Raw genomic sequence first — 26,373 nt, forward strand, 5'->3', positions numbered from 1 at the left:
TTATCTCAGTTTATCTTTAAAAATTTTTTGACATTTCCGGAAAGTAGGTGTACAAATTATTTTAGACTTTTTACATAAGGAGGATGCATATGGAATATCGTTCAATCGAAATCAACGGCGGCACACTTGCTTATGCTGAATATGAAGGATCAAAGGGTGTAATCATCGGGGTTCATGGCTTAACTGGAAACAGTAAACAACTACATTATTACGCTGAATTACTTAAAGGAGACTACCGATTCATTTCTATCGACTTACGAGGACGTGGCAATAGTTCTGCTGCAACCGAAAATACAGGTATCGAGCAACATACACAAGATATTATTGCGTTAATTGATGCATTAAACATTGAAAATCCAATTTTAATGGGCTATTCAATGGGTGGGTTCATTATGGCAAAAGTCGCTAGTAAACGCGATGATGTGAAAGGTGTCATTATACTGGATGGTGCTGCCACATGTACAGATCACCAACGCCAAATTGTTGAACCTTCCCTAGGTCGCATAAGTAAACATTATGAATCCGCAGAAGCTTATTTGGAAGAAATCAAAAAAATTTATAGCAATCTTGGAGTAGTTTGGGATGACCATATGGAAAGTGTTGGTCGATATGAAATCACTGAAGTCGATGGACATTGGGAGAATAAGTCCGATGAAGCAAAAATTCGACAAGACTTCCAAAGCTTTTACGATTACAAACCAGCTGAAGTATTCGCTAATGTGGAATGCCCAGTATTACTTGTACATTCAACAGGGGTTATTGGTGCTATGCCGGCGCTATTTTTAGCTGAATCCTATAACGATACGCAACAATACGCAAAAAATATCCATAAAATTACTACTGACAGCAATCACTACACTCTTGTTTTCGAAAAACGTAGCGATGTAAACCCAACGATAAAAGATTTTGTAAAAAAATTATAAAAAAAGATTGAAATTTGTTGAACTTTATGTGAATAATTAATTAATCATAATATACAGCCTATCAGGTGGCCACAAAGAAATAACCTTTCTTTGTTTATCCCCGCTTGACTGTTGGCCTCATTATTCTTAAATGACACTTTTGTTACGTGTTCATGGGAATAGTGTGGCCTTTTTATTTTTAAAGGAGTGAAAAGTAGATGGCAACTGGATTAGAGTACTTTAAAAAAGTGTATGATGTCGTACCGGGATGGGTACAAAAAATGCATGATTACAATCCGGCAATGTTAGATCATTACACGGCATTACGTGGTGCAGCAATGGCTGATGGCGTACTTTCTGTGAAAGAAAAAGATATCTTACTTGTTGGCATGAATTCCGCTCGACACTATGCTCGAAGCATGGTTTACCATACAAAAGGCGCAATCGATGGCGGTGCTACTCTTGAAGAATTGGCTGAGTATTTACTTGTAGCATACAACTATGGTGGAGAAATAGCGCTACAAATTGGTCTTCAATCTTTTGAATACGCACTTGAGCTAACTGGCGAAAAGGTTGAAAAAATTTCACATAATGCAACAGCAGTAGATATTGTACGTTACTACGCAAATTTTGCTTCCACTGATGAAAGTAAAAAATACTACGAACAGCTAATCCCTCTTTTTGTGGCGGGTAATGAAAACGCTTTACTTGTTAAATTACTTGAATCAAACGTAGTAAATGAACAAATGAAATACATTTTAATGACAGGTATTTACACTACTGCTTTAAAAAACTCAGAAACAGATTACTGGGCAAAAAAAGCACGTGAAAAAGGCGTAGATGAACCTCGCTTAGCAGAACTTGGATACATTTGCCTTTTAACGGCTGGTATCCCATCTTGGTTCGAAATTAGTGACGCACTAATTCAAAAATAACGGAGTGAAAAAGAATGAAAATTTATAACTCAGCAGAAGAGGCACTCGATTGTGTCCAAACTGGTCAAACAATTATGGTTGGCGGCTTTGGGCTAGTAGGTGGCCCTCTTACACTAATTGATACTTTAGTAGAACTTGATGTAAAGGATCTAACTATTATTAGTAATAACCTCGGTGAGCAAGGTAAAGGTTTAGGAAAATTACTAGAACAAAAGAAAGTAAAAAAAGCGATAGGTTCTTATTTCACAGGAAATCGTGATGTAGGTGATGCTTTCCAACGTGGTGAAATCGAAATTGATCTGTTGCCACAAGGTACATTAGCAGAATCTATTCGTGCTGGTGGTGCCGGGATTGCTGGCTATTATACAAAAACATCATTTGGAACAGAATTATCAAATGATAAGGAAATAAAAATGTTTAATGGCGAGGAATATGTACTAGAAGAGGCTTTAAAAGCAGATGTAGCTATTATTCGCGCTCATCAAGCAGATACACTAGGCAATCTCGTATATTACAAAACAGCGCGTAACTTTAACCCTCTTATGGCAACGGCTGCTCAAACCGTTATTGTCGAAGTGGATGAAATTGTAGAAGCTGGCGAACTAAAAAGTGATGACATAGTTACACCTCACCTATTCGTTGATCGCGTCATCTTAGCGAAAAAGATTTTGACAAAGGAAGGTGTCATCGAACATGGCTAATCCAATTCAAGAAGCAATTGCTAAGCGTGCTGCAAAAGAATTAGAGCACGGGCAAATCATTAACTTAGGTATCGGGATTCCAACACTTGTAGCCAATTATGTGGAACATAACCATGTTTTCTTCCACACTGAAAATGGCATGCTTGGCGTCGAGGACGTGAGTGAAGATGATATCGACCCTAATATCGTCAATGCAGGAAAATTCGCTGTCGGCGAAGCTATTGGTGCCTCTTATTTCGATAGCGCAGCTTCTTTCGCTATGATTCGTGGTGGCCATGTGGACGTTGCAATACTAGGAGTTCTTCAAGTAGATGAACACGCACGAATTGCTAACTGGGCAGTACCAGGAAAAAACATTATCGGTGTTGGTGGTGCAATGGATTTACTAGTTGGTGCCCGCAAGGTCATTGTAACCATGACTCATACATCAAAAGATGGAAAAAGCAAAATCTTAAAGGAGTGTAATTACCCAATTACCTCTACTCGTAGTGTAGACATGATTATTACGGATTTAGCGGTTTTCAAATACATTGACGGTCAATTACATTTAGTTGAATTAATGCAAGGGGCAGATTTAGAAACTGTTGAAGCAAATACAGAAGCTAGTTTCATCAATGCGTTGAAATAAGGAGGAAGCAACATGAGAGAAGTAGTGATTGTTGACGGCGTTCGTACAGCAATTGGAAAGCTCGGCGGTTCACTAATGAATCAGACCGCTGATTACTTAGGTGCTACTGTTATTAAAGAATTAATGACTCGCACAGAAATTGACCCTAATGAAGTGGATGAAGTGATTTTAGGTCAAGCGAAACAAAGTGCTGACCAATCCAATGTTGCTCGCCTTGCATCGTTACGTGCAGATATTCCACTTGAAGTGCCCGGCTATACTGTACATCGTCAATGTGGTTCTGGTTTACAATCTATTAATAATGCCGTACAACAAATCGCTCTTGGGTTAAGTGATGTTATTATTGCAGGTGGTACAGAATCGATGAGCACAGCACCCTACTATATTCGCAATGCTCGATACGGATTAACTGTAGGAAATAGCCTTTTATTAGACCCAAATACCGAGAGTCAACCAGGCTCCCAACCAGAATCCTATGAGATAAAAACAATGGGCGAGACGGCTGAAAACTTAGCTGAAAAATACTCAATTTCTCGTGAAGCACAGGATGCCTTTGCTTATCAAAGCCAAGTAAGAACAGATCAAGCTATTAAGAATGGCTATTTTGAAGGACAAATTGTCCCATATGAGATTAAAACACGTAAATCGATCGAAATCTTTAAAGTGGATGAGCATCCACGATTGACGCCACTTGAAAAAATGGCTACCTTAAAACCTGTTTTTCGTGCAGGTGGTTCCGTCACCGCTGCTAACTCAAGTGGTCGTAACGATGGAGCTGCTGCTCTTCTAGTAATGTCTAAAGAAAAAGCTGAAGCACTAGGGCTTCAGCCAAAGGTAAAAGTCATTGCTCAAGCTGCTGCAGGTGTAGACCCTTCTATAATGGGCATAGGACCTGTCCCTGCAACGAGAAAAGCATTAAAACAAGCAGGACTTTCCATTGAAGATATCGATGTGATTGAACTAAACGAAGCCTTCGCTTCCCAATCATTGGCAGTAATCGAAGAACTGGGATTAGATCAAAGTAAAGTAAACCCTAACGGTGGGGCCATCGCAATGGGACATCCCATTGGGGCAACAGGAGCTATTTTAATGACGAAGCTTATTCATGAATTAGATCGTACCGGTAAGCGTTATGGGTTAGTTACACTTTGTATCGCTGGTGGACTAGGTATTACAACAATCGTAGAAAATTGCCAAGCAAATTAAAAAGAGAGTTCTCATAAGAGAACTTTCTTTCCACTAGAAATGTAAACGCTTTAATTTGACTTAACACTTTACGAAAAACTATTTAGCAATTTTTTCTAAATATCTTTTCTGTGCAGATTTTAAAGCGACAATAACAGAGCCACTTGAGGGAGCTAAATAATGCTCTTCAATACGCTCAATCAAAATATTGATATCAGATGTAAAATCGAAATTAATTAACATGCGTTTAAAGAAATCTTGTGCTAATTCCGTTACAAATGTAAATTCAGCATCTATTATTTTATGTGACTGTTGGTCAATCTCAAGCACAATGCCTGCATGTTTATAGACCTCATACATGGATGTACCATGTGGAGCTTTAGCATATGCAGTCACTAATATAGTATTTAACTTTTGCATTAAAAGAACCTCCGTTAATTAGAATTCAGATTTATTTTAGCATAGTTATTCTGAAAATTAGGCATTGTTATGCAAATTAAGCTATTACTTAATTAACTAAACAAAAGATTTAAAAGGGAGTACTTGTTCATATATCAAACAATTTTAAAGGATTTTAGGGGGACATTATGATGGAAAGATTAACGAATTTCTTCACTTCAATAATGAAGAAATATTTACCAGACCCATTCGTATTTGCGATTGGTTTAACGATTCTAACATTTATATTAGCGCTTTTAATTGAAGATATTTCTTTCTTCAATTTGACAACAGAATGGGGTGGCGGTTTTTGGAATCTTTTAGCCTTCACTACGCAGATGGCTGTTATTTTAGCTATGGGTTATGTATTAGCAACAGCACCTATTACAGACCGCTTCTTAAATAAAATTGCAAGTATGGTACATACACCTAAGGCAGCTATTATTGTGGCAACACTAGTTGGTGGTATCGGTAGTTACTTAAACTGGGGCTTTGGACTAGTTATCGGTGGAATCATCGCAAAAAAATTAGCAGTTAAAGTAAAAGGTGTCCACTATCCATTGATTATTGCTGCTGCTTATTCTGGATTCACATTTTACGGATTAGGACTTTCCGCTTCTATTCCAATCTTAATATCAACACCTGGACATTTCTTGGAAGAAAAAATGGGTCTGATCGCTTTATCAGAAACTATTTTTAGTTTACCAATGATTCTTACTACTATTTTCTTATTGATTACATTACCTTTGTTTAACGCTATGCTTCATCCAAAAGACGCAAAAAATGTAATCGAAATCGATCCTTCTTTATATGCGGATTCTGAACAAGTAAAAGCAAAAATACTTGGCGATAATACATTTGCTAACAAATTAAATAATAGCCGTCTACTTTCTTATACAATTGGTATTCTAGGAGTTATTTACGTTATTATTTATTTTGCTAATGGAAAATCATTAGATTTAAATATTCTTAACTTTATCATCTTATTCCTAGGGATTATTTTGCTTGGTACTCCTGCAAAATATACAGAGCATTTATCAGATGGTATCAAAACCGTATCCGGTATCATTCTGCAATTCCCATTCTATGCTGGTATTATGGCAATCATGGCAGCATCAGGTTTAGTTGATACAATTGCAAAAGTATTCGTAGACATCTCTACTCAACATTCGTTACCGTTTTGGGGATTGATAAGTTCTTTCTTCATTAACTTCTTCGCTCCATCTGCTGGCGGTCACTGGGCTGTACAAGGTCCTTTCATGATTGATGCAGCAAAAGAACTGGGAGCTTCACTTGGAGAGACTTCTATGTCAGTCATGCTCGGAAATGCTTGGAATGATTTAGTACAACCATTTTGGATTTTACCAGCTCTAGCACTATCTCGTTTAAAACTAAAAGACATTATGGGCTTCTTAGTAATGATCATGTTTTATGTTGGAATTGTCTATATTGTTGCTACACTTGCTTGGTCTTACCTATTCTAATAATAAAAAGAGCCTTTGTTTTTATAACAATGGCTCTTTTACATAAACGGAGGTTCGTTATGCACACTTTACTTGAAGATTCTTCTCTATCTAAAAAAGAAAAATCGTTACTAGTAGTTGGTTTATTTGCCGCTCGACGTGAAGAACAAGCTATGCTTCATTTTACCGAAGTAGCCATTGATGCGGGAAATACGGTACATGAAATTGCTGAACTAATTTCTGCCACAATTATTTCTCGGGGAATACCAACCTGGTTATCAGGCATTGACGCAATTTCAAAGGCAATTGAACTAACAGGAATAGCTGAATCCACGCTTGAAACACATAGAATTTCTACTTTTTCAACCCAAGAAGAATGTGTAAGTTATTATCAATCAGAATTTGAGCAACTACCTAAATGGATTCAGTATTTAGTAGATTATGCTCCCGACACATTATTAAAGTATAGCAATTTACGTACTACTTCCCTTCGTGACGGAGTAGTTTCACGTTACTTAAAGGAATTGCTTTTATACGCTATAAACCTTTGTGATCAGTATCCAAAAGGCATTGAAATTCATAAATCGAACGCAATTCAATTAGGGGCAACCGATACTGTATTACAAGATATTAAAACAATTTGCATTTATGCAGTAGGCATTCAAGCCTTTTTTAACGATTAAGGAGGTGTCTTCTTATACAACATGTATGTATTATTGACTGTGGCTTTATGGGGACCGCACTGCAGCCTCACCAGTTCGCGCTGTCGCATTTATTAAATAACATCGATTTTATTATTTATAAAACTTCTACCCTAAAATTCGGGCTTTGAAGGATGATCAAAAGACAGAAAAATCGTATTCAAGAGAAATAATCACTTGAATACGATTTTTTTCGATATACCAATACCCGACATTATAGTTGATAACTAGAGATACCATTCACTTCATCTTAATGGTCTTTTATTTAATCTACTTATACTAATTATTTTATCCTTTGTACCGTTTATGTAGTTTTTCTTGATGTGCACTAAATACTTCTTCAAGTGAGATTTCATATTTATTAGCTATTACTATAATATTTCCTAACACATCGCCAAGCTCCTCTACTAATTCTTGCTTATTTTCTTCGTAGGAACCTACTACTTCATCCGGACGATCTCGCCCAATTTCAAGTGCTCTTATAGCACGTGCCACTTCTCCTGTTTCTTCAGCCAAAAAACCAATTCGTGTGAAAATATTTAAATCAGACCAACCCCGCTTTTCATAGTAATCTTTTACCCACTGCTGAAACGCATTTAATTCCATTTAGTTGTACCTCATTTCTTTCTTTAAAAATTTTACGTATACTAATCTAGTATAATATCAATTAAGCGATATGGAGGACAAATGCATGAAAAGTATTGCTGTTTTTTGTGGTTCAAGTAATGGTGCTTCTGAAGCTTATCGGGAAGGAGCTATTCTTTTAGGAAAAGAATTAGCTAGACGTAATATTACATTAGTTTATGGTGGTGCTAGTGTAGGCATTATGGGAATAGTAGCAGACACTGTCCTTCAAGAAGGTGGTAAGGTCATTGGTGTCATCCCTGCATTACTTGAAGAAAGAGAAATTTCTCATAAACATTTAACGGAGTTAATTGTTCTAAATTCCATGCACGAGCGGAAAAGCAAAATGATGGAGCTAGCAGATGGATTTATTGCATTACCTGGAGGTCCAGGTACATTAGAAGAATTTTTTGAAGTATTTACATGGAGTCAAATTGGATTGCATCAAAAACCTTGTGGCATTTTAAACATTAATCATTATTATGATTTACTAATTGCATTATTTGACCATATGCAGGACGAACAGTTTTTGCAAGCACAATATAGGAATACTCTTTTAGTAGATACTGACGTTACAGGTCTATTAGAAAAATTCTTAACTTATACTCCCCCTGTGATTAAAACTTATCAAAAAAATTAAGGCTCTTTAAAATAAAGTTCACCTAATTTTTTTGATGTAAAAAACAAGGGGCTGTCCAATAAGTATAAAATCGTTGAAACGGCTCCCTTTCCGTTGGCGATGCTTAAGCCTCCTCACTTTGCTGCGGAGTCTTAAGCTAACTCTATTCCAGCAGGAGTATCGCCTTTTTGAACAATTTTCCAGAAATGAAAAGTAGTATAAAGTGAGGGAATGTTGAAGTTCTCCCTCTACTTTTTTAGCTTTTTAGACAACCTCTTTAAAGTTGATAATTTTCGGTAAATATTAATTAAATCTTCCAACCTGGTTCCCTAGTATGAACCCCATTATCCTTAATCTTTTGTTCTCTTTTTCATAACTTCTGCCATCTGTTGAGAGTTTGGATCTTCTTCCTCATGTAGTTTATTCACGATATTAAGATAGTCCTTTGCGTTGCGATTCTGACTTAATTTATAGGCAGCTTGAATTTCTTTAACTTTAATTTTAAATCCAATGATACCTTTCAATTCTTTTTCTAAAACTTGTGGAGAAAGTGTATCCCATAAAACTGGATTTTCACGATGTTTTTCATATTTTTGTAGCATCATCGTAAGTTCTTGTTGCAACTCTTCTTCATTCAAAATACTAGCCGTGCCATATATATGTACAGCCTGATAATTCCATGTTGGGACATTTTCATTCTCATACCAAGAAGAAGAAATGTAAGCATGCGGTCCCTGGAACATTACGAGTATATCCTCACTCGTTTCGAATGTTCTCCATTGCGGGTTCCCATAAGCCATATGCCCAGTTATATAGTAATCATCATTTATTTTATTTAATCCCAATGGTAAATGAGTAGCAATTGGTTTACCTTGTTTTGTTGTAACAATCGTTCCAAATGAGTTCTTTTGAACAAATTCTCTAATTTCATCAAAATCTGTTACTTTATAATATTTTGGTATGTACATAATTGACTCCCCCTTGATTTGTGTAATACGTCTGATTTAATAGTATTATACAAATTGACATACAAAAAGGTACAATTTTAAATATATAAACATGTCAAAGGAGCGTATCGATGAAAGAAACCATTTTTGCTTTTAAGGAGGACTCCCCCAAATACAAACAAATCTATGAGCAGTTAAAATTGTTTATTGAGCGAGGCGACATACCGAATGATGAACAATTGCCCTCCATTCGAAGGCTAGCTGACTCCCTACAAGTGAGTCGCAATACGACATTAATGGCTTATGATCAACTTGTAGCGGAAGGCTATATTCGTGGAGAAGGGAGAAAAGGTTATTTTGTAAATGAATTAGAGCCACTTTTGTTTCAAGAAGTTTTAACCTCCTATAATAAAAAGAATACAGTGTCGATACATATCCTCATTGATTTTCGAGCAGGCGCCGTAGATCAAACACATTTCCCTTTAAAAATTTGGAGGAGAATTTCCAATCAAGTGTTAACGCTAAAGGAGAGCTTTCTATATGGAGAACCTTTTGGTGAAGTATGTCTACGTGAACAAATTGCTACGTACTTACTCCAATCTCGTGGGGTAAAAACAAATGTAGATTCCATTATTATCGGTAGTAGTACCCAACAAATGCTTATTCAACTTGGGCATATACTGAAGGATGATTTCCAAAGCGTTATCGTAGAAGACCCTGGCTATGATGGTGCTAGAGAAGCTTTTCAATTCCATCGTTTTGCACTTGAAACTTTACCCGTTTATGAAACAGGTGCTGATTTTTCACAATTAGAACAAATGAAATCACAAGTCATCTATGTAACACCTTCCCATCACAGTCCAATCGGGGTAAGCATGTCCATCCAACAACGGCAAGCACTTATCCACTGGGCTAACAAGAGGAATGGATATATTATCGAAGACGACTATGATAGTGAATTTCGCTATACGCAACAGCCATTTCCAGCCCTCGCTTCCATCGATTCTACAAGAGTCATTTATATAGGGAATTTCTCAAAATCCTTTCTTCCAGGAATCCGATTAAGCTATATGGTGTTGCCCCAGTCATTATTAAATCGTTATAAAAACCAATTTCTTCATTTTGAGAGTACCACTTCACTTTTTGGACAACTCACCATGGCTAAATTTATGGAAGATGGTGAATGGAATCGTCATATTAAACGCATGCGTCTTGTTTATAAACGAAAAATGCAGCACCTAGTATCCGCATTAAAAGAACAATTCGGTCAACGAATATCCATTATTGGAGAACAGTCTGGTTTATATGTTTTGGTAAAAGTACATATGAAGCATTCAGAAGAATGGCTAATCGAGCGCGCTTCCCTTTATGGAGTGAAAGTGTATCCTACCTCACTCTACTTCATCGAAAACAATACCGACGAACCAATTATTAAACTTGGATTTAGTAATCTATCCTGTGACGAAATCCAGCAAGGTGTGGAGCTATTAAAAAAAGCTTGGTTATAAAAAAGAGTAATTAACTCTAGACTACTGAACGATTGTGTACAGATGCTTGCAATGTATTTCACTGACTTTATCAAAAAGGTAAACGAACAGTCAATATCAAATGCTTATATACCAAAATGGGGAGTAACAATAGCCACTATTTTAGATTAACTACTTGAAAAACAAATTCAATAGGTCAGTTCCCGACTTTGTTGTCATTTAACACTCGTTTACTTTCTGAATATTTTAAAATATGAAACTTTTTTAATTTCTTAACGTATCGTTAATTAAGAAAACTCTACAAAAGAAAGGTGAGGATTGAAAATAAAGAAGCATACAGCTCTATTTTTTTTAAGTATTAGCTTAATCTTTTTCTTAGCTGCGTGTTCTGAAGAAGCGAAGGAATCCACATATATTGCCAAAGCTAGTGATTTTGAAGATTCAGGTTTCACCAGTCGAAGTAGTCAGTTAATTGTAGTCGTTGGTGATGAACTTTTGATCAGTGCCAATTATGGACATACAAAAGAGAAAAGTAGCATCGACAATATTTTAGAATTAGAAAATGTTCAATCAAGTGTAAGGTTTGAGAAACTCTATAAAAATGTCAAAATTAAGACAAAAGGAGATAAGTATTATCTTACTGCTGACAATGATATATCATTAGAGTTTCAAAAAATCGGGGAACGTATAATTGTTGATGAAGAAGGTATGGAGTATTATACCCAAGAGTATTCCAAGGAATGAATTTCATTAAAATGCAAATAATCGTATACGCTGAGTTTAGAGACTTCAAGGAGTAAGAAAACCGTCCTATAGGACGGTTTTTATATTGTCGTCATAGGGAGTAGTATAAGCCTCCCTTGAACAGCGGCACCAGCACTTATGACTAATTAAAACTCTGCAAGGTTTTTACTTTAACAAAGCATAAATATTAGTATCATATGGTATATCATTTTGATACATATAATTTTTCAAAGTACCTTCTTTTGTAAAACCCAATTTTATTAATAACTGATTCGAAGCATTATTTTCAACAAAAACAACTGCACCTATACGCTCTAAACCAAGTTCTTAAAATCCATAAGAAATAACTTTATCAACAGCTTCACTTGCATATCCATTGCCCCATTTCTCTGGGAAAAGTGCATAGCTTATGTTTGCTCTTTTATGTTCAAGAGACCACTCTTGAAAACCAATAGTTCCAATAATAGTACCTGTTTCTCTTAGTTCAATCCCCCATTTAACCCCACTTTTTTCTTTGAAATTCCTTGAGAAATTTCTAATGATTTGTTTCACCTGTTCTATACTTGTTAGTGGTTTCTGCCCGTAATAACGTAAAACATCATTATTAGAAAAACAATTTAATATATCTTGAGCGTCATCGGATGGGGTTTATATATTCAATGAACTATATTTTTACATAACTCTATTCATAAACAGCTCCTCTAAATGTTCACAAGATGTTTCTGACAAAGCATCTTGAATTGCTCCATGGAGAAGTATCTTTCCTTCATGTAAGAGAAGAACATCATCAGCTAGCTCTTCTGCGAATGACAATAAGTGCGTCGAAAACAACACCGTTTTCCCTTTTACTTTTTGTTCCTTTAAAATTTGTTTCAGCTCTGCAATCCATAGTATATCTAAACCATTCGTTGGTTCATCTAAAATAAGGAGCTGTTCTTCTCCGAGCAAACTTTGAGCTAAATTTAATCGTTGTCGCATTCCTTTTGAAAACTGACTAACCTTTTGTTTACGGAAATCCCACAGTCCTACTCGTTTCAATACTTTTTCCCGTTCAATTATTGATACTTTTTTCAAACCAGCGAGTAGTTGTAAAATTTCCTCTGCTGTGAGTGCAGCAGGAAAATTCACTTCATCTGGCATATAGCGAATCGAACGTTCCACTGCCCAATGAATTTCTCCACTATCCGACTGTTCCTCGCCGATCAGTAATCTAATTAACGTACTTTTTCCAGCACCATTGCCACCAGCTAGTGCAATAATACGACCTGCGCATAAAGAAAAAGAAACATCCTCCAAGCCTTGGTTCTCAGAATATTTTTTCAGTAATGACCTACCTTCTACAATCATGCTCGACCCTCCTTTCTACGTAGTAATACACCAGCTAGTAATAAAGGCAACACTACCCAACTAATTGTTACAAGGCCATACACAATAAATCCTGTTGGGGAGTTATAGAATTTCGTAAACTCATAAAATGATGGCCCTAAAACAGAAGATTGTCCAGAAAATATAAAATAGCCAAATCGGATCCATTCTGCTGGATTCAAATGAATCATGATAATTGTTAGTTTTTGTAAAATATGCCCAGCTACTAATGTACCCACTGCCATCAATGTATAGGACACCAGTAATAAAGCAAATGCCCATACAACAAGTGATAGTGCTAATGCATGTAAACGGCTTTTAGCTACAACACCACATATAATGGCCAATGCTGAAAAAATAAGTACTGTTATTATAGATAGACCAACAAAAACAGTCGGCAAATGTGACTGTCCCGCCAATCCACTCATCCCAAGCACCACACTAAAGGCTAATAGTAATATGAGCATAAATGATAGCAGCAATGCCAAATACTTGCCTACAATATATTGTGTAATTGACATCGGATAAGTTTTTAATAGTGAGTACCAGCCAGATTCCAAATCACTCGCCACTCCCATACTGCCAATTGTTAAGATAAACAGAGGTAATAAGAATAGTAGTAAATTTAAAAAACTAGCTGTTTGTCTAGTGAAACCATCCACATTAGGTAAACCAATTTGCTGTATTAATGAAATAGCTACGAATATAAAAACAAATAATATAGCTACTAGTTGCATCCAGCGACTTCGGAGCATTTGCTTCCATTCAAGACGAAAAAAGAGTACGTTCATCAATGATGCACACCCCATTCAAAGGTATCTAAATCTGCGTAGCTAAGTAATTTCCCTTTTCCTTCATTGACGATATATTGTTGTGCCACATCTTTTGATTCAAATGCTATGACGCCATATGACATGGGTGTCCAAATATCTTTATCATAAACAAAGGAAGCAGTTTCAACATTGATCCAATTTTCTCTCCCTTCGTCTTTAATAAAAGTTTTGCCGATATCTTTCTTGTTCAGATTCTTCATATATTCAATTAAACAGCCCAGATCATCGAACATTTCATAATCACCATTAGATAAAGCAATTTGTCCTGCGTATTCTTCATGCACAATACTCATATTGCAGACCTTACAGACATCCGTTTCGCTAACGAGATCACGTGGTTTATAGTCTTTATTGCCACAGGCTTGTAGTAATAAGACAACTACGAAAAAGCAAACTAACCATTTTATCTTCATATTGCTACTTCCCTTCTCCAAAGCCATAATCCAAAAACTAGTACTATTAAACCGACAACTACTTCCCACACTAGAATATTACTTTCAATTGTCGCTTTATGAGAACTGTGCATCATCGGTTCTTCATCTACTAACTGCTCTGTTTCTAGTAAATTCGTTTGTCGATCCATTTCATTTAGTAGTACAACACCTGGCGATTCGATGAAGTATTGATAGGCAGGCTGCCGCACCATCCATTGACCGAAGCTTTGCAATGCAACATAAGGGCGTTCACCAATACCATTGTCATCGATATCAATACCAGCGTAGTCATCATAGTAATTTTGTTTTATACTACTATCAGTTCCGTCAGAACGTATATTTACAATATTGCCCACAAAGTCATTTGCATAAACGATATTCTCTTTGTTAGAACGAATGAGTTCAACAGCAGTTTGGTTCATCTGGAAAGTGTTGTGTCCCACAGTGGAAGTGGTTAGTTTTTGCGTAGATAGAGCTGTTCTATTTGCTTGGAAATGGTTATAAAGAATGTCGATATTTTTAGCTTCAAATAGGATAAATCCAGCACCGTTTAAACCATTTTGTTCTTTAACATTGTTGTTTTCTATCTGAGTATTTTCCGTCATCATAAGCATAATACCTGTAACATTTTGATTGAACTCGTTACTCTTTGCAAGTGCATTATCGGTATACATAAAGTGGATTCCATAGCGACTATTCTTCACAGTGTTATCAGCAAGCGTGATTGCCTGAACCTTCTCAATATAAAAACCATCTTGTACGTTTGTGAAATTATTATTTGAAATAGTCAAATTATGGCTGTTAAAAATCGCAAGTCCATTCCCTTTTTTTGAGTAATGCCCATCAATTCCAGTTATTGTTAAGCCGTTAACTACTACATCCTTAGAATTGTAAATTTGTACACCACTCCAAACGTTTTGAAGTTTTACATCGTGCAAACTTACATTTGAAGTATTTTTCATTACAATGCCTATATGTGCATCGGAAATAAGAATATTTTCTAATGAAACATTTTGTGTATTTTCTATTTTCAGTAACGATTCCTTAGCATTACTCTTTAGCTCGGTATGTTTGGAACCCTTCAATGTAATTGGCTTTGTAATAGAAAACTGTCCTGTATAAATGCCATCCTTTAGCACAAGTACTCCACCAGAGGGCGTTGCATCAATTTGTTCTTGTAAAGTTAAAATATCTGCTTTGGCAGGCATTGCAAAAATGAACCAAAGTAGATTACTAAAACATAAGATAGTCCACAAACATTTCATCTTTCCACCCCCCATTCAACGACTAAAAGGGCAGAGTCTCCTCCAGCCCTTTTAGTATAAGCTTAGTGATTATGACTACTTGAGTCAGTGTGCCCATGGCTACTTGAATTAGAGTCGCTATTTTCTGCATCCATGTCCATTTCCATTGTTTCGCTGGAATCACTATTTTTCATTTTTTCCATATGAGTATCGTAGCGTACCTTTGAAACATCATCAATTTCTGATATAGTAACAACTTTTGAACCTTCATTTTCTTTGATAAAGGAATCTGCACTACCTTGATCTTTGAAGAAGGCGTAACCATAATTCATTGGGGTTTTAATATCTGCTTTAACGATAATTGCATTATCTAGTTTTAACCAGTCTTTTGAATTATTATCACGTACAAACTTTTCGAATTCTATGCCATCTACACGTTCTTGGTTTAGTATACAGCCGACATCATCAAAGAAAAGGGTTGATCCATCTTCCTTAATCCCTTGAGCTGTAAAGGCTCCTAGTTCATGCGTTGGTTCATATACTTTCATATTACAAAATTCACAAATGGTATCTTCCGTTACTTCTTGTAAACGTTCATCTACTGAGTTGCCATCTGTAATTATTGCCTCTTCGTTTTGTTGTTCTGTTGTTAGGCTTTTTGTTTCCAGACTTTCATCCACTGGTTTAGCCTCATTTTGCCCACATGCGCCAAGTAATATTGATGTGAATACAAGAGTTATGCCTAATTTATTTTTCATAATTCTACCTCTCCCTCCAATTTCTTATAATGTTACAAGACAATTGTGAAAAAAGATGAAAATTATTGTGAATATTTTAGTACTTGTATTGTAAATGGTAATGTAGATATTTTTGTAAAGTAATTTTGTTAAAGATAAATGAAGCTGCGTTCGGATGGTTCAAAAATAGAACATAATTTCTGATTCGATAAATTTCATATTTATGCTTTAGATTTTGTTCAAATTTCACATTTGTCTACTAGAATAATATTTGTGTCATTATTACAGTTCTAATCAGATAAATTACCTACTCATTCAATTAAATTAATAAGTATAAACTACATTTTGGTAAAAAATCACACTTATTAATGAATTTATTTGATTGTTATTGTATTTTTTTGCTAAAGAAGTAAGGATTCGAGGAAGGAGTAGCGAGTATTTAATAACTTGTAATTTCTATATTTACTATTGTTATTTTAAGTAATATGCTTACCAGCTGTAGAAATGCTTTAAATGGCAATCATGAAAACCATTAAAAGGCTATCTAATGTTATGGAGGAAATAAAGTGAAAAATAAAAAGCATTTCTATAATATTTTTTGGCGTTGGCACTTTTATGCAGGGATATTTATAGCACCATTGCTGATAACCCTTACAATTAGTGGTATTGGATATTTATTTTATACAAACGTTGAAAATCAATTATATGATAATTTATTTTTTGGCGACAGTAACAAAAGTGAAAGTGTCTCTATAGATGAAGCGATAGAGAATGCGGAAAATGAATATGACGGTTATAGTGTAACTAAAGTAATTGTTTTGAAAGATGATTACAATACAAGACTTACTATGACCAATACAGAAGGCAATCAAAAATATGTCTTCATTGATGATCATAATCAGATTGTAGGTAGTCAGAACGCAGCATCTACTTATTCGAATGTCATGAGAGGATTACATAGTTCCTTATTTGTAGGTGGAACAGTTGTAAACTATTTGGTTGAATTAGCAGCATGTTGGGCTATATTTTTACTTATTTCGGGAGTTTATATGTCATTTAAAGGTAAAGTCTTTAAAAGACAGAAGGGAACCAAAAATAAGAGACAGGGACATAAAAAACTTCATGCTATTACAGGTACTTTAATTGCTATTCCAATGGTTGTCCTGATCTTTACTGGTTTACCTTGGTCGGCTCTTATGGGTAATTTCATATACTCAGCGGCACAATCACATCCCTCCATTGGTATTCCAGAACTACAACAAGTTCCGCCAACATCAGAGAATAACGAAATTCCTTGGGCTACTCGAAAAAATGAACCACCAGCATCAACTGATGCTCATGCTCAGCATAACGGTATGTCTAATAAGACTGATAATAGTAATATGATTAGTGTGCAAAATCTTATACAAAAGGTTGAGGAAGCTGAAATCTCCAAGCCGTATTCTATCGTCTATCCAATAAGTGATGACGGTGTATATACTGTATCTAAAGGTAGTAATACGGGGGTTACTGGTTTAGATGTTAGTCCGTATGAAGAAATGACTACTTACTTTGATCAGTATAGCGGGAAGCTCATTTCTAAGGTTGGCTATGAGGAATATGGTATTTTGGGAAAATGGTTTACATGGGGGATTCCATTGCATGAGGGGCACTTATTCGGATGGCCAAATAAAATAATAAATCTTATAGTTTGTTTAGCATTCCTAGCAGTGATTTTTTGGGGATATAAGATGTGGTTAGATCGAAAGGTAAAGGGTCAAGTGTCAGCTCCTCCAAAAACACCAATGGGAAAAGGTTTTACAGGGTTCATCATTATATTAGTGATGCTTGGAATAGTAATGCCCCTTTTTGGCATATCTCTTATAGTCATTGCTTTTATTGAATTTATAATTTATCTAATTAAGAACAAAAATAGAGGCATTAAAGAACATAATTTAATTAAATAACTTTATTAACACCGTCCAAATCTAGGACGGTGTTAATTATGTTTATGACGAATTGTAATATTAAGTGCTTTTGGGAGCTTGGTTGTAAATAGATATATTTTATAGATATATACGCAATATTAGGTTATTTATTTGAAAAAGCAAGTGGAGATACGTAGGAATTGTACTTTGGTCGAGAAATAGTACAGAATAAATTGGGAATGTCTCAAACAACAACAGATTTTCAAGATGTGGTTCTGGATTTTAAATGTGCTTACTATTACACAAAATTACGTTTATCTTTACAATACTGGCCATAATACAAGCACCTCCGGATGCTGATCAAATAGCATCGGTTTCATGGGATTTTCAAGATCTAGCTACATCCGCATATACAGAGGAGTTTGTTATAACTGAACCGATAACTACTTTGAAACTGAATAAGATCAAACAGAAAACGGATTCAATGTGGAAAAAAGCGATAGTGGAATATCTTATGAAGCTGGAAGACGAATCAGTTGTAGACACGGGAATCTATAAAGTATTTCAAGGGTCAATCGGTAAATTTGAAGTTAATTTATATGGATCGATTACTCCGAGGACGTACAAAATTAAAATTACTAACTTGAACGGAGAAGATTTGCTGATTAGATCAAGAAGAATTATGAAGGATTTGGATGTAACTAAAGATTAGGTTTGCAAAATTTTTGTGTATATTACGTTATTTATTTAGTTTTAATTGTTCAAATACCTCAAAAAAACACTTTTTGGAATTGCCCTCTTGTATATACTAAGAGATTGTGAGGGTTTTCACTTAAACTCCCATGAAAATTAAAAACTCTCTAAAACAGTAAAAGTGCATAACAAAAAAGACTCAGAAAAAGCTTTTTTAAAAAAAGGCTGAGCCTTCAGAATGATTATATTGAGTTAATAGGTAAATCAAGAAACATCTCCATTCTTCCTAAAATAAAGGCAAGGCTGGTGCAACCAATCAAAAAGGATTAATCTCCCATAAGTGCTACCCATATAGGGTGCGACAGTCTGTGATGTACCGAGATCGTTGGAGTCAGACTAACGGATGGGCTCTATGGCACCATAGTGTATCGACCTTCTTCGCCAGCTGTAGAAACAGTATAGACAGGGCTATCCATTTTCATTCTCTGTGGTGAAGCGCTGATTTTCGCTTCATGGATGGCTAACGGGGCAGTTTAGTTGAATAAGGTTAAAATTTTAAAATTAATAAAGGATGATTATAAGTCATCCTTTAACTTTTATATTCACCTATCCCCTTCATTATATAAGGTATGGCTATCTTGATATATTCTTTTGCTGATAAAGAACTATTCTCTTGCCAATCAATTGATGCTCCATAAATTCCCCAGCTTAACATTACAGCACCAACTTTTAGTGATTCAACTTCAGGAGTTGACTGCTGTTTAATAAGCAAAGAAAGAAATAACTTCTCTAGCTCATTTTTTATTTTTTTCTCAATTGTTATACTGAAAGATTCAAAACTCTTACTGCATTGTGATTTCAAATCTGTTTGAAATGTAGTTAGAGCCAGAAATATCTCTTGAATAGACTTATCATTAAATGTATCGTGACGATGAAGTTTTTCTATAACGTTTTCCAAGATATTTTCCGTAATGACGGCATCAAGTAAATTGTATTTATCAGTGAAATGGGCATAAAAAGTAGCACTATTAACAGTTGCCTCGTTGGTTATGTCTTTTATTGTAATGTCCTTAACATTGATTTTTTGAGCTATTTTTATAAAAGAATCCATATTAATCTTCTTGTTCGTAAAATACGTGGGTCTACTTTGTTATTTCCCATTTTTATCTTTCTCCTTATTATATCTATACAACATTTTTATACATTCGTTGTATAAGCTACAAATCTTCAGAACTGGTGATTGAGAGTAAATGAATCTTATCTTACAATCAACTATACAACAGGTGTTGTTTATACGAAAGGTGTTATGAAAGTGAGGAATTACAAATGAACATTACATTGTTTGGAGCAAGTGGAGCAATAGGTCAACTGGTTATTCAAAAAGCTATTCAAAATGGAGATCGTGTAATAGCGTATGTTCGACGAGAAGATTCTATTTCGATTAGTCATAAAAGATTAAAAATTATTATAGGAGAACTATCTAATGAAAGGAAGATGGAAGAAGCAATTGAAGATGCTGATGTGGTAATTAGCACATTAGGTCCTGCTCTTGATAATTCAAGAAAAGTGAAAAGTCTTCCTATTGCAAGTGGTCATAAAATGATTATTCATGTTATGGAAAAAATGAATATAAAACGTCTAATAACGTTGGGCACTCCAACTGTAAAAGCAAAGGAAGACAAGAAACAACTTATAACGGTGTTACCAGGTATAATGGCTAAAATGTTATTTCCAACAGGTTATCAAGAAATGAAAGAGATTGAGCAACTTGTAAAACAGTCAACATTAGATTGGACTGTCGTTCGGATTATTAATCCCAATCTAAAACAAAGTGGTAAGGGCTATAATATCTCACTTGGAAATACGAATGGGAAAATGGGAGTCTCACGAGATAACGTTGCTCAATGTATGTATGATATTGCACAAAGGAACACATATCAAAAACAAATGCCAATTGTATTTAACAAATAAGGCCGAGACAGCTTTTTCATTTGCATTATAGTGATGAATTGAGTTTTCATTAAGTATAAGTAGTAAAGTTTGTGAATAAATGTACTTAAAGTAACGGGTGCTTTACTTGAAGATCTTTGAGCGCTAAACGGCTCTTTTTTCTTGTTCAACTAAAGGAGCATGTTTCTTTAAGAAGGAAAAGAAAAAATTTAAAAATTTGGGGAGGTTATAACTTGGAAGAAATTATGGGAGGCTTGTTGGGTCAATTAGGTTTGTTTTATCCTCTGCTTATAGCATCAGTAATTACTTTTGTATATGCACTCATTAAGCGTTCTTGGATTTGGATGTTGTTAAGTGCAATTTTACTTTATCCTGATGCTTGGTTTTTTAGTGGTTATCCGCCATTTCCTTGGGCAAAATTCGTCCCTTTAATTCAGGTTATATTTGCTATAATTTTTTATCTAATGAAAAGAAATAAGTCGAAACCATAGTTTTATTGAATTATGGAGTTATTAAGCTAACGGGTACTTAGTTAAAGATCATGGGTTGCTTAGGCAACTCTTTTTTCTTATTGAACTCACGGGGCCTTTATTTTTGCAGAAGGTCCGCAACATCCACCAGTGTTAATTTGTTTAAGCTCAATGTTATTCATCTTCTTACCTCCGTAAAATTTTAATGGTATTACCAAAATAAAAAGTTTAATTAATTGCATTTTACAAGTAATATATGTTTTTTTAAGCAAAACTTACTCTTGCTTAAAGTAGAGGTGTACAGCAAACGCTTGATTTGGACATAGCTTGATTTAGTAATTTAATAGAGCGAATAACTGTTTCTTTTTCAAATTCGTTCATATGCGAGAATACTTCCTCTAAATAAGCATTCATCGATTCGTCAATGGTTGTAGCAACAAACTTACCTTGTACTGTAAGAGATAATATAAATACCCTTTTGTCTGTTGAGGAAGGTGTTTTCTTTACTAATTCCATTTTAATGAGTGTCTGGATTTGTCGACTAAAAGTTGTAATATCCATCGCAATTGTGTCCGCAATTTGTTGCATGGATGGTGATGTTTGTTTATCTATTTCATAAAGAATGTGACTTTGTACAGAGGATATATCTATAGCTCCAACTGAACAACAATTTTTATTAAGAAGTCCAAACCTACGAGTGAGCACTTGAAATAGTTCACGTTTGTTATCCATGTTTTCACCTCTTATATAATATATACACCACTTACTTGCAATGTGCAACAAATAACTTTAAAATTTCATTAAATACTTCTTATTTTTAATATTGGGGGAAATGTGACATGAATTTTATGATTAGAAATGCTAAAAAAGATGATTGGGATCAAATTAAAAACATTTATGAAGCAGGTATTTCCACAGGACTAGCTACATTCGAAACCAAAGCTCCATCTACATACGAGCAATGGTTTTTAAAAGCACATCCTGAGTGTACTCTAATTGTACAAGAAGAGAATAAAATTCTTGGTTGGTGCAAACTTTCGTCCGTATCAGATCGGTTGGCTTATGTAGGTGTAGGAGAAGTTAGTATTTATGTGCATCCGACAGTACAAGGGAAAGGTATCGGTGATTTACTCTTGAAAAATTTGATTATTAGGTCTGAACAGCAAGGATTTTGGACATTACAGGCTTCAATCTTTTCAGAAAATAAAAGTAGTGTTTATTTGCATAAGAAAAACGGCTTTAGAGAAGTAGGAATACGAGAAAAAATAGGGAAATTTAATGGTGTTTGGAGAGATAATGTTTTATTAGAAAGAAGAAGTAGTTTAGTCGGATTAGAAGAATAAATTTTACTATATTCATTCGTAATAAATTTCTTTTAACCATATCTCATCTTCTAAAAATTGATTTAATATAGGGTTATTATTTCAGTTTAGAATACCAAACACATATTAAGTGCTATTTACATTGCTCGTATATAAAGAAAAGACCGAAAAACTGAATTTCGGTCTTTTCTTTTTGAAAATATACATTTCATCAGATCCAATGCTTAAAAAAATACATCTATTTCACAATCAATGCTGGACAATTTACACGTTTCATCACTTTATGACTGACGCTACCTAAAACCATTTCTTGTAGACCGTTTAGTCCTCGACTACCAATAATAACAAGATCAACAACTTGTTCGTTCGCATACTTTACGATTTCTGGTCCTGGTGCTCCATGTAAAATCCTCACATTGTAAGAAATGCTGGCATCTCGAAGTAGTTGCTCGATATTTTGAATTTTCTTTCGCCGTTCAAGGTTTAATGCCTCATTAGATCTTGTATGCAACACTTCCGACTTTGCTTTATCAATATTCGCTACATACACGATTTCGACCAGTGAGTCTGAACTACACGAAGCGATTTTGATTGCTTCTTTCGCAGCACGAACAGCATTTTCTGATCCATCAGCAGCCAATAAAATATGTTTATACATGCTATATCCCCCTTTAATGAGATGATGTCATCCCATCTAATTGTGTGATTACCTTTTGACTTGAAGCATCTAATCCTACTACTTCCACCTTAATACCATTTTCACTCAACATCCCTTTTACTTTCAATAATGCCCCTACGCCTGAATCATCCCAAATGCGACTATTTGAGAAATCAATTTGAATATTTTTCTCTTGCATTTCTTCTTTTTTAAAGTAATCAATAAAAGCATCAGTTGAGGCAAAGAAAAGCTGACCATCTACAATATAACGATAATCTTGTTTTGTAATTTTCAGTGTCGATATTTTTACTACGAAGAAGATAGCACTTAAAATCACCCCCGCAATGACACCTTTTGATAAGTCATGTGTATAAACAACGATTATGACGGTCGCAAGCATTACAAAGGCATCTGTACGTGGCGCTTTTATTAAATACTTAAATGAATTCCAATCAAATGTACCGATACTTACCATAATCATAATCCCCACAAGTACAGGCATCGGAATTTTTACCACTAAATCACCTAACACGATGATTAAAAAGATCAAAAATAACCCAGCTACAAGTGTCGATAAACGTCCACGACCTCCAGACTTAACATTAATCACAGATTGGCCAATCATTGCACAACCAGCCATTCCGCCAAAAAATCCATTAATGAAATTTGCAATCCCTTGCCCTCTTGCCTCCTTATTTTTATCACTTTCTGTTGCTGTCATATCATCAACAATTTGAGACGTTAATAATGATTCGAGTAAACCAACGATAGCTAAAGCAATTGAATAAGGAAGAATAATTTGAAGTGTTTCAAATGTAAACGGTACATTAGGAATTAAGAAAGATGGGAGGGTTTGCGTAATATTACCTAAATCCCCAATTGTTTTTAATTCCACCCCACTAAAGAGTGCAACAGCCGTTAAACCGACAATCGCAATAAGTGGCGCTGGCAGCACCTTTATAAAACGTGGTAATGTATAGACAAGTAAAAGTGTCACAGCAACAAATACATATGTCATGGTAGAAATACCGATGAAATGTGGTACTTGTGCTAAAAATATTAGAATAGCTAATGAGTTAACGAAGCCGATCATAACGGCATTAGGAATAAACTTCATTACCTTCGCTACTTTAAACACACCGAATAATATTTGAATAATACCAGTTAAAATCGTAGCCGCTAATAAATAATCTAGACCATGATCTTTTACTAATGGAACCATAAGTAGGGCCATAGCACCCGTTGCTGCTGAAATCATACCTGGTCTACCACCAACAAATGCGATAATGACAGCGATACAAAATGACGCATATAGACCGACCATAGGGTCAACCCCTGCGATAATGGAAAAGGCTATGGCTTCAGGAATAAGTGCAAGTGCAACGACAATACCTGATAATATATCGCCACGCACGTTTCCAAACCATTGTTGTTTTATACTTTGCATGATAATCTCCTTTATTCTTAAAATTCTTTGATTATCATAACACTTTTATTCCCAAAAAGGAACGCTTTCGGGAATTAGTTAGGAGCGAATAGAATGATTTACGGCTATGTAAGGCCATTATATGATGATAAACAGTGTGAAAATCAACTCGGCAGTTTGCAAACGCAATGTAGAAAAATCTATCGTGAATCACATGGTTCACCGAAGAAGAGGGAACAACTAGAAGCCATGCTCATGGCATTACAAGATGGCGATACAATTGTCGTAGAGAGAATGTTTGTGCTAGCCGATACGACAAGACATCTCGTTGAACTTTTAAAACTATCTGAAAAAGATGGAGTTACTATTCATTTCTTAATGGAAGAGATTCAAAGCAATGAAGTTTTAACACTCTCTCTGCAGGACATGATGCTACATATGCTTCAATTTCAATCCGATATCGTAAAACAATCTACAACACTTGGAATTGCACAAGCAAAGGAAAAAGGCAAATCCATTGGGCGCCCTAAGAAATCTGATGACAACATTAAAAAGGCGATTACCATGTACCACTCTGGCACATTCACTTTACTTGATATTAAAAATGAAACAGGCATCAGTAAAACAACACTTTATCGCTACTTAGAGGGAGCTGAAAATCGGTAACAACCCTCTTAATAGACGAAGTAAAATTAAAACCAAGCTACTATCAAACGCATTCTAACGTTTAATTAGCTTGGTTTTTTATCTGCTAATATATCGCTTCCATCACATCCAATAACAAAGTATATTGTAGCTTTATACTAAATTTCTTTCTTCAATTCAGTTTGTGCAATTGCATTCAATGTCTCAGATAATGAACTAGTTTCTTTACAACATACTGCGCATCCGGTCCCACACCCCTCAAGGTAGCAGAAGCAAAGGAACGCTGCCCTTCCATCCCTACATAATATAGACCAGGTACATTACTTATTCCCGCCTTATGAACCGGCTTTCCTTCCGCACCCAACGCACCAATCGCTTGAAGATATGGAAGTTGTGGTCTGTAACCTGTCGCATAAATTACTGTATCCACCGGTTCTTTTATCCCGTTTGGCCAAATGACGCCATTTTCATAAAAGGAGGTAAACATCTGTTGTTGATCCGGCTTTCCTCCCGCTAATCGCTCTTTGTATTGGCCCGTATCGTTTACAGCACTAGAACTCGGTGCGGTTTTTCTAAATCTCCAAAATGGAAATGCGTCAAAGCCAATTAGTTTTATCCAAAAATGCAAATCCTTACCGAATATACGTTGTTTCACAAACTGGACATGTCTTAGCACAGCTAATGATGTCTGACTCACCTCGGACAACTCAACTGCTATTTGTACTGCAGAATTTCCTCGTCCTACGACCACCACTCTTTGATTGAGATATCCCTGCGAATTTTTGTATTCAGAGGAATGCAGTGTTAATCCTTTAAACTCTTCTTGCCCCGCAATACTTGGTATGAATGGATTATTAAACGAGCCGGTCGCATTGATGATGGTTCTTGCATGAAAAATATCCTCTGTCATCGTACGAACAATAAAACCTTCTCCACTTTTTTCAACTGTCTTTACGCGTTGGTTGGTTCGAACTGGCAATTGAAAATGTCTCCTGTAATCCTTTAAATACTGAACTACTTCATCTCTATTCGGATAACGATTTTGCTCTCCGGGAAATTTTAATCCTGAAAGCGATGAAAATCCTGCTGGAGAGAATAGTTTAAGACTGTCATAATAATGTAGCCACGAACCGCCTACCTGATTGCTCGCTTCCAATATAAGATATCGCAACCCCTTTTTTTGTAAATGATATCCTGAAGCAAGACCTGCTTGCCCGCCACCAATAACAATTGTATCTAAAATCCTTTTCACATTAACACTCCCTTTTATTTGTATTTTGCAAGTATTTTAAGAGAAATGTATTCAATGAATACC

General features: G+C 35.4%; 29 protein-coding genes and 1 pseudogene. 16 read left to right on the forward strand and 14 right to left on the reverse strand.

Annotated elements, in window-relative coordinates:
- The first annotated feature begins 89 nt into the window (after positions 1-89).
- The 5 genes from FG384_RS01905 (at position 90) to FG384_RS01925 (ending at position 4,372) form a co-directional block, all read left to right on the forward strand.
- Complete coding sequence (locus tag FG384_RS01905) at positions 90-923, forward strand: alpha/beta fold hydrolase (protein ID WP_142640858.1); 834 nt, start codon at positions 90-92, stop codon at positions 921-923.
- A gap of 197 nt (positions 924-1,120) precedes the next feature.
- On the forward strand, positions 1,121-1,837 hold the full coding sequence (locus tag FG384_RS01910) for a carboxymuconolactone decarboxylase family protein (RefSeq protein WP_142640859.1): 717 nt from the start codon (positions 1,121-1,123) through the stop codon (positions 1,835-1,837).
- Positions 1,838-1,851: 14 nt separating this feature from the next.
- Positions 1,852-2,538 (forward strand): CoA transferase subunit A, encoded by a 687-nt coding sequence (locus FG384_RS01915; RefSeq protein ID WP_142640860.1) that lies wholly within the window; start codon positions 1,852-1,854, stop codon positions 2,536-2,538.
- Entirely contained in the window at positions 2,531-3,166 is a 636-nt protein-coding gene (locus FG384_RS01920; protein WP_142640861.1) for a 3-oxoacid CoA-transferase subunit B, read from the forward strand. Before FG384_RS01915 ends, FG384_RS01920 begins: the two co-directional genes overlap by 8 nt.
- Positions 3,167-3,178: 12 nt before the next feature.
- Positions 3,179-4,372: a thiolase family protein gene (locus FG384_RS01925; protein WP_142640862.1), complete on the forward strand. Its 1,194-nt coding sequence runs from the start codon at positions 3,179-3,181 to the stop codon at positions 4,370-4,372.
- A gap of 78 nt (positions 4,373-4,450) precedes the next feature.
- Here FG384_RS01925 and FG384_RS01930 read toward each other — a convergent pair whose 3' ends face one another.
- Positions 4,451-4,771: a DUF3870 domain-containing protein gene (locus FG384_RS01930; protein ID WP_142640863.1), complete on the reverse strand. Its 321-nt coding sequence runs from the start codon at positions 4,769-4,771 to the stop codon at positions 4,451-4,453.
- 167 nt (positions 4,772-4,938) lie between these two features.
- Between FG384_RS01930 and FG384_RS01935 the strand changes: the two genes are divergently transcribed.
- Both FG384_RS01935 and FG384_RS01940 read left to right on the forward strand, forming a co-directional pair.
- A complete protein-coding gene (locus tag FG384_RS01935) occupies positions 4,939-6,273 on the forward strand; it encodes a short-chain fatty acid transporter (protein ID WP_240793315.1) in 1,335 nt (444 codons plus the stop codon).
- A 59-nt stretch (positions 6,274-6,332) separates the two neighbouring features.
- Positions 6,333-6,935, forward strand: a complete 603-nt coding sequence (locus FG384_RS01940) for a carboxymuconolactone decarboxylase family protein (RefSeq protein ID WP_166462349.1) — start codon at positions 6,333-6,335, stop codon at positions 6,933-6,935.
- A gap of 306 nt (positions 6,936-7,241) precedes the next feature.
- Here the strand turns inward: FG384_RS01940 and FG384_RS01945 are convergent, their stop codons facing one another.
- A complete protein-coding gene (locus FG384_RS01945; protein ID WP_142640866.1) occupies positions 7,242-7,559 on the reverse strand; it encodes a MazG nucleotide pyrophosphohydrolase domain-containing protein in 318 nt (105 codons plus the stop codon).
- A gap of 85 nt (positions 7,560-7,644) precedes the next feature.
- Between FG384_RS01945 and FG384_RS01950 the strand changes: the two genes are divergently transcribed.
- A complete protein-coding gene (locus FG384_RS01950) occupies positions 7,645-8,217 on the forward strand; it encodes an LOG family protein (protein WP_142640867.1) in 573 nt (190 codons plus the stop codon).
- Between the two features lie 329 nt (positions 8,218-8,546).
- On the opposite strand, the gene FG384_RS01955 is transcribed toward FG384_RS01950, so the two are convergent.
- Positions 8,547-9,164 (reverse strand): FMN-binding negative transcriptional regulator, encoded by a 618-nt coding sequence (locus FG384_RS01955; RefSeq protein WP_142640868.1) that lies wholly within the window; start codon positions 9,162-9,164, stop codon positions 8,547-8,549.
- Positions 9,165-9,274: 110 nt separating this feature from the next.
- On the opposite strand from FG384_RS01955, the gene pdxR reads away from it, so the two are divergent.
- Positions 9,275-10,651 (forward strand): MocR-like pyridoxine biosynthesis transcription factor PdxR, encoded by a 1,377-nt coding sequence (gene pdxR, locus FG384_RS01960; protein ID WP_142640869.1) that lies wholly within the window; start codon positions 9,275-9,277, stop codon positions 10,649-10,651.
- Between the two features lie 297 nt (positions 10,652-10,948).
- A complete protein-coding gene (locus tag FG384_RS01965) occupies positions 10,949-11,374 on the forward strand; it encodes a protein-disulfide isomerase (protein ID WP_142640870.1) in 426 nt (141 codons plus the stop codon).
- A 165-nt stretch (positions 11,375-11,539) separates the two neighbouring features.
- Here the strand turns inward: FG384_RS01965 and FG384_RS01970 are convergent.
- The 6 genes and pseudogenes from FG384_RS01970 to FG384_RS01995 form a co-directional block, all read right to left on the reverse strand.
- A pseudogene (locus tag FG384_RS01970) lies at positions 11,540-12,010 on the reverse strand (GNAT family N-acetyltransferase); the annotation flags it as partial.
- A 36-nt stretch (positions 12,011-12,046) separates the two neighbouring features.
- Entirely contained in the window at positions 12,047-12,721 is a 675-nt protein-coding gene (locus FG384_RS01975) for an ABC transporter ATP-binding protein (RefSeq protein ID WP_142640871.1), read from the reverse strand.
- Positions 12,718-13,530, reverse strand: coding sequence for an ABC transporter permease (locus tag FG384_RS01980; protein WP_142640984.1), 813 nt, complete (start codon positions 13,528-13,530; stop codon positions 12,718-12,720). Before FG384_RS01980 ends, FG384_RS01975 begins: the two co-directional genes overlap by 4 nt.
- Positions 13,530-13,985 carry a nitrous oxide reductase accessory protein NosL gene (locus FG384_RS01985; RefSeq protein ID WP_142640872.1) on the reverse strand — a complete coding sequence of 152 codons (456 nt, stop codon included), beginning with the start codon at positions 13,983-13,985 and terminating at the stop codon, positions 13,530-13,532. Before FG384_RS01985 ends, FG384_RS01980 begins: the two co-directional genes overlap by 1 nt.
- Complete coding sequence (locus FG384_RS01990; protein ID WP_166462350.1) at positions 13,982-15,271, reverse strand: right-handed parallel beta-helix repeat-containing protein; 1,290 nt, start codon at positions 15,269-15,271, stop codon at positions 13,982-13,984. Before FG384_RS01990 ends, FG384_RS01985 begins: the two co-directional genes overlap by 4 nt.
- 62 nt (positions 15,272-15,333) lie before the next feature.
- On the reverse strand, positions 15,334-16,008 hold the full coding sequence (locus FG384_RS01995; protein WP_142640874.1) for a nitrous oxide reductase accessory protein NosL: 675 nt from the start codon (positions 16,006-16,008) through the stop codon (positions 15,334-15,336).
- 545 nt (positions 16,009-16,553) lie between these two features.
- On the opposite strand from FG384_RS01995, the gene FG384_RS02000 reads away from it, so the two are divergent.
- Complete coding sequence (locus FG384_RS02000; protein ID WP_142640875.1) at positions 16,554-17,933, forward strand: PepSY-associated TM helix domain-containing protein; 1,380 nt, start codon at positions 16,554-16,556, stop codon at positions 17,931-17,933.
- A gap of 247 nt (positions 17,934-18,180) precedes the next feature.
- On the forward strand, positions 18,181-18,606 hold the full coding sequence (locus FG384_RS02005; RefSeq protein WP_142640876.1) for a hypothetical protein: 426 nt from the start codon (positions 18,181-18,183) through the stop codon (positions 18,604-18,606).
- A gap of 570 nt (positions 18,607-19,176) precedes the next feature.
- On the opposite strand, the gene FG384_RS02010 is transcribed toward FG384_RS02005, so the two are convergent.
- Complete coding sequence (locus tag FG384_RS02010; RefSeq protein ID WP_240793316.1) at positions 19,177-19,698, reverse strand: TetR/AcrR family transcriptional regulator; 522 nt, start codon at positions 19,696-19,698, stop codon at positions 19,177-19,179.
- 215 nt (positions 19,699-19,913) lie between these two features.
- On the opposite strand from FG384_RS02010, the gene FG384_RS02015 reads away from it, so the two are divergent.
- On the forward strand, positions 19,914-20,558 hold the full coding sequence (locus tag FG384_RS02015; RefSeq protein ID WP_142640877.1) for an NAD(P)H-binding protein: 645 nt from the start codon (positions 19,914-19,916) through the stop codon (positions 20,556-20,558).
- Between the two features lie 212 nt (positions 20,559-20,770).
- Complete coding sequence (locus FG384_RS02020; protein ID WP_142640878.1) at positions 20,771-21,028, forward strand: hypothetical protein; 258 nt, start codon at positions 20,771-20,773, stop codon at positions 21,026-21,028.
- 264 nt (positions 21,029-21,292) lie between these two features.
- Here FG384_RS02020 and FG384_RS02025 read toward each other — a convergent pair whose 3' ends face one another.
- Entirely contained in the window at positions 21,293-21,739 is a 447-nt protein-coding gene (locus FG384_RS02025; protein ID WP_142640879.1) for a MarR family winged helix-turn-helix transcriptional regulator, read from the reverse strand.
- 107 nt (positions 21,740-21,846) lie between these two features.
- Here FG384_RS02025 and FG384_RS02030 point away from each other — a divergent pair, with 107 nt between their 5' ends.
- Positions 21,847-22,350 carry a GNAT family N-acetyltransferase gene (locus FG384_RS02030; RefSeq protein WP_142640880.1) on the forward strand — a complete coding sequence of 168 codons (504 nt, stop codon included), beginning with the start codon at positions 21,847-21,849 and terminating at the stop codon, positions 22,348-22,350.
- 217 nt (positions 22,351-22,567) lie between these two features.
- On the opposite strand, the gene FG384_RS02035 is transcribed toward FG384_RS02030, so the two are convergent.
- Both FG384_RS02035 and FG384_RS02040 read right to left on the reverse strand, forming a co-directional pair.
- Complete coding sequence (locus FG384_RS02035) at positions 22,568-22,987, reverse strand: universal stress protein (RefSeq protein ID WP_142640881.1); 420 nt, start codon at positions 22,985-22,987, stop codon at positions 22,568-22,570.
- A 13-nt stretch (positions 22,988-23,000) separates the two neighbouring features.
- Positions 23,001-24,437 (reverse strand): SulP family inorganic anion transporter, encoded by a 1,437-nt coding sequence (locus FG384_RS02040; protein ID WP_142640882.1) that lies wholly within the window; start codon positions 24,435-24,437, stop codon positions 23,001-23,003.
- 90 nt (positions 24,438-24,527) lie between these two features.
- Between FG384_RS02040 and FG384_RS02045 the strand changes: the two genes are divergently transcribed.
- On the forward strand, positions 24,528-25,079 hold the full coding sequence (locus FG384_RS02045) for a recombinase family protein (protein ID WP_142640883.1): 552 nt from the start codon (positions 24,528-24,530) through the stop codon (positions 25,077-25,079).
- A gap of 175 nt (positions 25,080-25,254) precedes the next feature.
- On the opposite strand, the gene FG384_RS02050 is transcribed toward FG384_RS02045, so the two are convergent.
- A complete protein-coding gene (locus tag FG384_RS02050) occupies positions 25,255-26,310 on the reverse strand; it encodes an NAD(P)-binding domain-containing protein (RefSeq protein ID WP_142640884.1) in 1,056 nt (351 codons plus the stop codon).
- Positions 26,311-26,373 lie beyond the last annotated feature (63 nt).

Source organism: Psychrobacillus vulpis (assembly GCF_006861825.1).
Classification (GTDB): domain Bacteria; phylum Bacillota; class Bacilli; order Bacillales_A; family Planococcaceae; genus Psychrobacillus; species Psychrobacillus vulpis.